Raw genomic sequence first — 1,786 nt, 5'->3', positions numbered from 1 at the left:
GTCATCAGCAACCGCGCAAATGATGTTTATATGCGAACGATCCGCTCATCAAAACGCAGAATCGATTACAAAAGGAGAAATCAATGCAACTCAATTCTTACCTGATGTTCAACGGCAACTGTGAGGCAGCGTTCAAGTTCTATGAACAATGTCTGGGTGGCAAGATGACTATGATGATGACACACAAAGAAGCACCTTCTGCGGAAAATGTCTCACCGGAATGGCAGGACAAAATCATGCACGCTTGCCTTGAACTAGATGATCGCCTCCTGATGGGATCTGACTGCCCACCAGGATACTTTGAAGCCCCGCAAGGTTTCTACGTACAAATTAGCGTTCCTGAAATCGCTGAGGCAGAACGGCTTTTTCACGCTCTAGCAGAAAACGGCAAGGTGAAGATGGCGATCGCGCAAACCTTCTGGTCATCGCGCTTTGGCATGTTGATCGATCAGTTTGGGACACCGTGGATGATCAACTGCGAACAAACCATCTGAGCCAATGGCACGCTTGAAAAGCTGAAACCCCGTCAGGGCAAGGTGTGGGAGGACGGAGAAGAAGTCTTACCCCCCACACTCCCCACACTCAAAATCTTGTTATATCAGGGCTTTGCGATTAACAAGCGTGCCATTCCCATCTGAGCCTATACCAACATCTGTCATTCGTCCTTTGTCCTTTGTAAATAACCTGAGTTCGGGCCATTCTTGAACAGTTCGTACCATTCTTGAAATGTTTTGGGACTAAATAGTTTTCTCGCTTATTCAAATGAAATTTTCTCCCATCCAGCATCTGTAACTATTTCGTTACCAGTTTTTGTAATGAATAGATTCTCTTCTTCTACCATCCAAGGGAAGGATGTATTGTAATGTTTTCTCTTTCGTTTACCCATTGAGCCATTGCAATGTCTATCGCCTTGCCGCCTAAACGTCTACGCACTCAACTTTAATGCTACCGTTGATTATTTGCTAGGCTTCTTTACCAAAGAGCAACTCCTGTTTGTGACAGTACGTACACCGCAGGAGTAATGTATTCTTTTTACCTATATTTGTCAGGAGTATCACCCACAAAAATCATCTACCCGGATATCCCGCCAAATGTCAGAAATCTGCCAGCCAGAGTTGCCAACAGACTGTACTGGAGGATTGTCAAGGGATGGAACATAGTCAGGAACTCTAGGCTCTGAAATCGCTGCTGGTTTCTCCTCAACCTCAACCCCAGGGGCTGGAAAATTGACAGTATTAGCTTCAAGAAGTTTGTCTTCAGCCTCCTCGATTAATTTCATTTGTCTCAGGGTGAGCTTGTCGGATTTTTTGATGATTTTCTTTGTCTGTATCTCATTAGAAGTATTCATTGGCTTTTCTCTCGAAGGCATTGGCTCAAAAATCGGATGGCAGTAAAGTTGGGAGAAGTTAGGTATAAATAATTAATTTGCACGGAATTAACAAGGTACACCAAATTTATGGAAAATACGAGTCCCTTGCTGAAGAATTTACCAATTGAGTACAAATCTCTTTTTCGTGCAGATGCCCCAGCATAATCTGTTGCACAGATGCAAGTATTAAGCGATCGCTTCTTCATGATGACTGTAGGTCAAGATTGTTTTGTGTTTTTGACTCCTAATAAGCAGATAATGGATGATTGAGAGTTCTCGCTCATTAGGAACAGCGTTGAGAAACTTATCAGGTGATAAAGGCACAATCTTAGTAGTAGACGACGAAGCCAGTATCCGGCGAATTTTACAGACGCGTCTTGAGATGATTGGCTACAGTGTAGTTACAGCTAGTGATGG

General features: G+C 43.5%; 2 protein-coding genes. One reads left to right on the top strand and one right to left on the bottom strand.

Going from position 1 to position 1,786, the window contains the following annotated elements:
• Window positions 1–83 precede the first annotated feature (83 nt).
• Entirely contained in the window at window positions 84–494 is a 411-nt protein-coding gene (locus V7K25_RS26595) for a VOC family protein (RefSeq protein ID WP_335162180.1), read from the top strand.
• 560 nt (window positions 495–1,054) lie between these two features.
• On the opposite strand, the gene V7K25_RS26590 is transcribed toward V7K25_RS26595, so the two are convergent.
• On the bottom strand, window positions 1,055–1,348 hold the full coding sequence (locus V7K25_RS26590) for a hypothetical protein (RefSeq protein ID WP_335162178.1): 294 nt from the start codon (window positions 1,346–1,348) through the stop codon (window positions 1,055–1,057).
• Window positions 1,349–1,786 lie beyond the last annotated feature (438 nt).

The sequence above is a fragment of the Nostoc sp. genome (assembly GCF_036919495.1).
In the GTDB taxonomy this organism is placed as follows: Bacteria; Cyanobacteriota; Cyanobacteriia; order Cyanobacteriales; family Nostocaceae; genus Nostoc.
This window is presented reverse-complemented; position numbering and strand designations above follow the sequence as displayed.